Origin of the sequence: Gardnerella vaginalis, assembly GCF_001546485.1 — a bacterium.
In the GTDB taxonomy this organism is placed as follows: domain Bacteria; phylum Actinomycetota; class Actinomycetes; order Actinomycetales; family Bifidobacteriaceae; genus Bifidobacterium; species Bifidobacterium vaginale_D.
In genome coordinates, this window is record NZ_KQ956876.1 from 1 (window position 1) to 7,608 (window position 7,608).

At 41.7% G+C, this 7,608-nt stretch carries 2 protein-coding genes; both read left to right on the forward strand.

The window, feature by feature from the left end:
• The first annotated feature begins 300 nt into the window (after positions 1-300).
• Complete coding sequence (locus HMPREF3208_RS05990; RefSeq protein WP_230953113.1) at positions 301-981, forward strand: Abi family protein; 681 nt, start codon at positions 301-303, stop codon at positions 979-981.
• 790 nt (positions 982-1,771) lie between these two features.
• On the forward strand, positions 1,772-7,608 hold a 5,837-nt coding region (locus tag HMPREF3208_RS05995; RefSeq protein ID WP_230953114.1), incomplete at its 3' end, for a S8 family serine peptidase.

A 7,608-nucleotide genomic window follows, 5' to 3' on the forward strand; every position in this document is an offset into this window, starting at 1 on the left:
ATAGTTTTACACACTTTTTGGCCTATAACCCCGTTTGGAGCGCCGCACAAACCTACGTTTAGCAAAATCTTCCATCCAAAAACAACTGAGCTCTTGTCCTTAAAGAACGATTTTTAACGAACAAGAGCTCAATGAAATCACGTGTAGGAGCAACCTACACAGGTAAGTTAGAGTCTATCATATTCCCTGAGAATTTGCATTTGTCGTATTATATTTTCGTGTCAAATTCAAACTAAATGTACAATATTTTCATGTCTGCTAATATTTTTTACTCTGCAAGAAGCGCAACAATTTTGTGGCGTGGCTAGATTTAATCGTTATATGCGCGATGCAAATAATGATTTAGGCACAGCTATGCTTATATGCAAATCGAATCATGAATTAGCAGGAATATTACATGAGCAGATTGGATACGTAGAAATATGCGTGCGTAATTCAATTGATTTAGAGCTTCGCAAACTTGCATTGAAAGAAAAGCAAAATGAGGAATGGACTAATCCACTTTATACGCCAGATTTGGTTAAAGATTTGATTGAAAATCAAATCAAGCAAGCGAGAGAAATTGCAGTTCACTCGCATGATGGTGGAAGCGTAAATCATGATGACATTTTATCTAAACTCATGTGGGGAACATGGGTAAAGCTTGTTGGATCTTCGGAAACAAAAAATAGCAATCGCATTCAGCAAAAACTTTGGAAAGATGCTGTATGCAATGCGTTCCCATTTGTGAACTACTCAAAAATGAATAAAGATGACGATGGGGATAGGAAAGTAATAGCAAAAAATCTTATTTACATCAAAGAGATTAGAAATAAAGCAGCTCATTTTGATAATTTATACAACATAGCTAAGGGAAAGAGAAATCTTACAAGCGCACTGTTTACGCTACTTCATGCGGTTAATGAATCGTTTACGACTGGATGGATTGATCCAGCAAAAATACGTAAAGCTGCTAATAAATATTTGGAACTAATGAAGTAAATTGATGAGTAAGCAGGATTAAAGCAGATGCGTAAGTTGCGCGAACGATTGTGTGCGGTGAGCGTTGTGACTGCGCGTGTTTGGAGCGCCGCGCAACCTCAAACCCTCCAAATGCCGGAAACTTTCCTCGCGTTTGGAGTGCCAAGCCCTTCGTAACCCTCCAAATGTGGGGGTAACGTTCTCACTGTGTAGATTTTCTGCCGTTTGCATCTATCGTCGGTTATCTGAAAATTTACGGTTCAAGTTGCGAGGCGCACCAACATTTGTTGGTAATTAGCTCTAAATTTCTTAAAAAATAGTAACATTGTGCATTTTTTCTCAAGCCCCATGTAAATTATATGTTAATACAGAATTTTTTCTATGTTAACATCACAGAAAATATTTGTATAAAAAGGGCTAAATTAAGCCATTTTTTATATAAAAATGTGATTTTCCTCACATTTTTGTTTGTGAAAACGCAATTTTTTTGGAATTGTTTCTGGCTCAAGCAGTGCTAAAGTTTGTGAAAAATATTTTTGTTGCATCTGCTGAAAAGCGGCATTATCTGTCGATTCATATGGGGAGGGGGTATATCTTCCGTGTGATATTTAGCGGAAATGCCTTAAATGAGCTTAACAAAAATATTTACACCTATAGATGAAATTGTGCTGGAAATTTTGCATATATTGCATAAGGTTTCCAAGAAAATTCCACTTGCAGAATTTGGGGCCATTCCCAACATTTTCTTGTGAATTATCTACAAGCAATTTTCACTGGGTAGTTAACCACCATTTTGAAGGAGAGTATGTTTATGAAGTTCAAACGAACGTCATATCTGACTCGTTTAGCGGCATTAAGCGTAGCAGCCGCTACGCTTCTAGTGCCACTTGCTGATGTTTCCCCAGCGTTTGCTGAAGAAACATCAGGCACAGAATTCACTGCAGCGTCTGCCAAAACGCGCAAAAGTACGAATTTTTCCCCAGAACAGCTGCGTCACATTAATCCAACGCTTGCTAAAGCGGTAGAAAAATATCATAACAGTAGTCAGAATGCAAATAAAAAAGTTGCCTCTTCTGAACCAGTAACTGTTATTGTTACGATGAAAAATTATCATCCTGACCGTACCGAAGCTAGTGAAAAAGCCAATATTCAAGAGCAGAAAGATTTTATTAATCGAATACAGTCAAAATACAATATGACAGTTCGTCGTCAAGTTGGCTACTTGTTGAACGCTTTTGAAGCTACTCTTCCTGAAAATCATATTCAGGCTTTGCGAAAGGAGCCAGGTGTAGTTTCTGTTGCAAAAGAACGCTTGTATTATCCAATGGAAAATACTGCACGTAATTTGCAAGGTGTACAAACTGCGTTTAAAAAGTATCATCTCGATGGAACTGGCGTGCTGGTCTCCATCATCGATACCGGCATAGATCCAACTCACCAAGATATGAAGCTTGATGCTTCAGCTAAGCAACATCTTCGATTACAACCAACAGGTAAAGGCAACACTACTGACAAAGTTCCTGCAGGTTTCAATTACGCCGATGAAAACGACAACTTCACAGACTCTGGTGCAGAACAGCACGGTATGCATGTGGCTGGTATTGTTGCTGCAAATGGTGATGAACAGGATTCTCCTGCTTCAGAACATCATCGCGTTGATGGTGTAGCTCCAAACGCTCAGCTGCTTGCTATGAAAGTGTTCTCAAATAATCCTGAGGCACATGGCGCTCGCGATGTTGATATTGTTGCTGCAATCGAAGATTCTGTAAAACTTGGCGCCGATATTATCAACATGTCTCTCGGTTCAACTAATGGTTTTGCTGGAACTTCTAATGCCACTTCAATTGCACTTAAAAAGGCTCGCGAAGCTGGTTCACTACCAGTGATTTCTGCTGGAAACTCTGGCTTGAACTTTTCCCCTTCCGGCGGTGAGGATGATGCGCTTGGCAAGTGGGATGATGCTACTCTCGGTTCGCCATCTTCTTATCCTTCCGCTTTCAGCGTTGCTTCTGTTGAAAATTCCAACATTACGCAGCAAGCAGCAAACTGGACAGGGAAAGATGGCAAATCTCACGCAGTGCCATACAATCTTGCCATTGGTTCTTTAATAGACGCAGTATCTCAGCATGAACTTGTGGATGCTAAAAAAGCTACTGTCGACGATGTAAAAAATCTTGATCTTAAAGATAAGTATGCTCTTGTAGAACGTGGTGGCATTACTTTTACGGAAAAGTTTAAGAATGCTATTGCTAAAGGCGCTAAGGGTGTGATTGTTTATAATCACGACAAGGATTCATCCATGTTCATTGGAATGGGCGGATTGGAGAAAATCAAGAATTGCTTTGGCGCGTCTATTCCTCGCTCCTATGCCTTGCCAATTCTTGCTGCTTTACATAACGGCGAGAAAGTAAAGATAGCTTTCACGGACCAATTCACTACTATTGTTAATCCAGATAACGGTAAGCCTTCAACCTTCACCTCTTGGGGACCAACGCCAGAGCTTGATTTCAAACCTCATATTGCTGGCATTGGTGGCAACGTGTGGTCTACGCAGAATGGCAATAAATACACGAGCATGTCCGGTACTTCTATGGCTGCTCCAAACGTTTCCGGTCTTTCGGCGTTAGTGATGGAAAGCTACAAAAAGCGTTTTCCAAAACTTAAAAAGTCTGAGATGATTAAGCGTGTTGAGCAATCGTTGATGAATACAGCAAGCATTATTGGACGTAAGGATTCTGCAGATAGTAAGCAGATTCCGTATGCTCCTCGTCAGATTGGTGCAGGTTTAGCGCAGGTCGATAAAGCTGTTGCTACTAACGTGATTGCAACAGTTGACGGCAATTCGTACGTGGCTCTTAGAAACGTGAATGCTGATCGCAAGTTTACAGTTACTTTACATAATTATGGTAAGAATCCAGTAAAATTTGCTGTCCCAGATCAAGATGTTGTCAATGAGTCTAATGAGGTTAATCAAAAGACAGTAACCTCTATTAGTGATACTGAAACGTTGCAATCACAAACGCGTACAGTTACAGTAAAGCCTGGGAGAACCGCTGATGTGAAGTTTACGTTAAGCCCAGATTGTTCTCAAGGCAATCATTATATTGAAGGTTGGGTGCGTTTTGAATCGCTGAGCAATACTCAGCCAGATGTTGCTGTGCCATACCTCGGTTTCGTAGGCGATTGGAATGCTGAACCAATTATGGTAAAGCCGGGAGAAAGCTACGGTGCAAATCATAGTGATCTTACGACATCGTTGCTTTCTGTAGCAGGCAGTATGGGCAAACTTCCAGTCAATAATGAAACAAAGCCGTATGTACTTGGTGAATTTTCACCTGCAAATCAAGATGGGTGGATGGATTACGTTGTGCCATCTATGTCTATGTTCCGAGGTGCGTCTGACATAAAGTATTCTGTGTTGGATTCTCATCATAAAACTAAGATTGTTCTTGGAACAGAACACAATGTAAATCGTTCTACTATCTCTGATGCTAGTGCAACCGACGGTTTAGCTGGAAATTTCGACGGGTCTGTGTGGAATCCAAAAACAAGTAGGTTTGACATTCTTCCTGATGGATGGTATACGTATCGCATTCAGGCTCGCTTAGGAGATAAGTTTGATTGGCAAACTTACGATATGAAGGTAGCAATCGATAATCATGGACCTAAAGTCACAGTATCTGATCGTGATGATAAAGGCAATGTGAATATTGTTATTAGTGATGAATTAAGTCCTGATCCTGGCGTGCCAACTATTCATCTTCCTGGTGTAAAGGATGCTTTGAACTATGGTGATGAAGACACTCAATGTCCGTTGAATGAAGCAACTCGTACGCGAGTGTGCAAGCCTATCCACATTGGTACTGACGCGCCATATATAGATGTGCTTGCTAGAGACAATGCTATGAACCCAACTGAGGTTAAGAAGGTATTCAAGAAGCATACTCAGAAAGACGCAAACGGTAAGGAAGAAGAAATACCGACTAAGAACATTATCATTCCAAATGAAAAAGTTCTTACTTCTCACCAAATTAAAGCTAATGCTCTAGAAGAAAGTAAAACTAACCCGAATATTAATGGCAAGTTCTACATCGAAGGATACCTTACAGATAACGTCGCATCTATACGAGCTTACGTAACTCCTAAAGGCGATAAAAAGCAGCAAGTTACGAATGCTGCAAAACGCAAGGATGAGAATACTTTCTACGCGTTTGTGCCGCTGAAAAATGGCGAAAATACTGTGACCTTTAAGGCGTACGATGCAACAGGTAATCGTCTTGGTAATAAGAAACTTAAGCTAACGTTCAACGCGCAAGCTCCAAACATTACCATGAATGGTCTTGACAACAAGGGTAATTTGCCTGTAGCTGCAGATGGTAAAGTAACTGTTGCTGGTAAAGTAACGGACACTCCTGAAGATACTGTAAAACTAACGTTGAAGTATCAGAAAGCTGCTGACAATACTACTTCAGCTAATGTTGTTGCTGGTTCAGGTGCCCCTCATACTACTGCATCTTCTTCGCAAGCTGTTTCTGGAGCCAATACAACTTCAACAGCGAATATTAATGCAAATGTAAAGCAAGCAGAGGCGGCTGCAGCTGGTAAAGAAACTGAAGAAGTAGTAGCTGTTGGCAAAGACGGTAGCTTTAAAACAGTGATTACTCCTGCTGCTAAAGCTGTGACTGTAACGCTCGTAGCTACGGATTCCGCAGAAAATAGCACTACTATGGGTCTAGCGCTTGCTGGTCGTGCAATTGCTGCGCCTGAAGTTCCACAGACAAAAGATTTCGCGCTTACTAATGCTGGTTCTATGGGTTCTTATGCGTGGTTAGTGCATAAGAAAGCTTATGGATCAGATGTTATTGGCAAAAATTATTTTGTTGCTCAAGGCGAAGTGGGTGCTAATGTAACGAGTGTACTGTTCACTCCAGCTACGCGAATTGATGCCAAAACCAAGAAGTTCGTAACTCCAAACCCATTGCGCGCGAATATTAAGAATGGCAAGTTTAGCGTAAAGTTGCCGATGCATCCAGGAATCAACGATTTCCGCTTGCAAGTAAATACAAAAGCAACTGATGAAGATGCTGATGAAGACGATGAAACGAATGTAATCGATACTCCTGCAGCTTTCTACTTCGACATTACGCCTCCAACAGCACGTTTCGACACGCCAAAGTTGTACGGACATACGTTATTCACAAATCGCGATACCGTTACCTTTAGTGGCAATGTGTCGGATGATGCTTTCGGTCAAACTTTGCGAATTAATAATGATTCTGTAGGTGATTTCTACACTTTGGATACGAATGGTACTGAAGTAACTCGTCGTCAATTCTCAACTGATATTTCAGTAAACGATGGTGACAAGTTGCTGCTGCACTTAAGTGATCAGGTTGAATCTCATTTACTCGGTGTGATTCCTGTTGTGCTTGATGAAACGGATCCAAAAGTTAAAGCTGGTTTGTTTGAAGGTGAAGAGATTGCTGATGGTCATGAAATCACTGTTCGAGCAACAGATGATCATTTGAAGTCTTTGCGCGTTATGGTTGATGGTCGTCCAGTAGCGTATACGGAAAATTATCTTCCAGTAAATACTGTTGAAAGCACCTTAGTTGATGTGAAGAATATCAACGATCATCCAAATCCAGATGAGCCAGATTCTAAAACATTAACGTTGAAGATTCCGACTGAAAAGTTGGCTGATGGTACTCATACCCTTACTATTGAGGCGACTGATTTTGCTGGCAATACTGCTAGCGATACCAGTGATAATAGTGCTGGTGCTACTGCGTACACATTTATTGTGAAGCGTAGTAAGAAGCATACTGATGGTGAGAAGCCAGGTAAGCCGGGTGATCACAAGGGTGAGAAGCCAAGCAAACCGGGTAAGCCAAGCAAACCGGGTAAGCCGGGTAAGCCAGGTAAGCCAGGCAAGCCAGGTAAGCCAGGTAAGCCAGGCAAGCCAGGCAAGCCAAGCAAGCCGGGTAAGCCGGGTAAGCCGGGTAAGCCGGGTAAGCCAGGCAAGAAGCCAGATCCTGCTCCAAAGCCAACTCCAAAAAAGCCGGAAACTAAGGATGAATCAACTCAAACGGATTCAGCTCCACTGCCTCCTGTTTCTACAGTAAAATTCACAAAGAATCTGATTGCTTTAGATACTAAGGAAATTGTTGCTGGCAAGGAACAGAGCGTGTATGTTTCTGGAAAACCTGCAGCTTTGAAGAATGCTAAGAAAGATGCTCGCATGTATGCGTTCATCTACTCTACGCCTCAGCAACTTAATGGTGAAGATGGTCATGAGTATGTAACAGTGCATACTGATGAGAACGGCAAGTACTACTTCAAAGCTATGATTCCAGCTGGTTTAACTGGCAAGCATACCATTCTACTTATGGATGCTGGAGGTAGTCAGCTTGCTTCTGGTGAAGTGACTGTGTTTGCTGCACACGTTGCTGATGCCGATACTCAGTCTGACAATATGCCAGCTCCGAAGAAGCCTGAATCTAAGCCAGCCGAATCTAAGCCAGCTCCGAAGAAGCCTGCTGATAAGAAGCCGGAATCTAAGCCAGCTGATAAGAAGCCAGCTGAATCGAAACCGGCTGATAAGAAGCCGGTAGAGAAGAAGCCTGCTGATAAGAAGCCAGCTGAAAA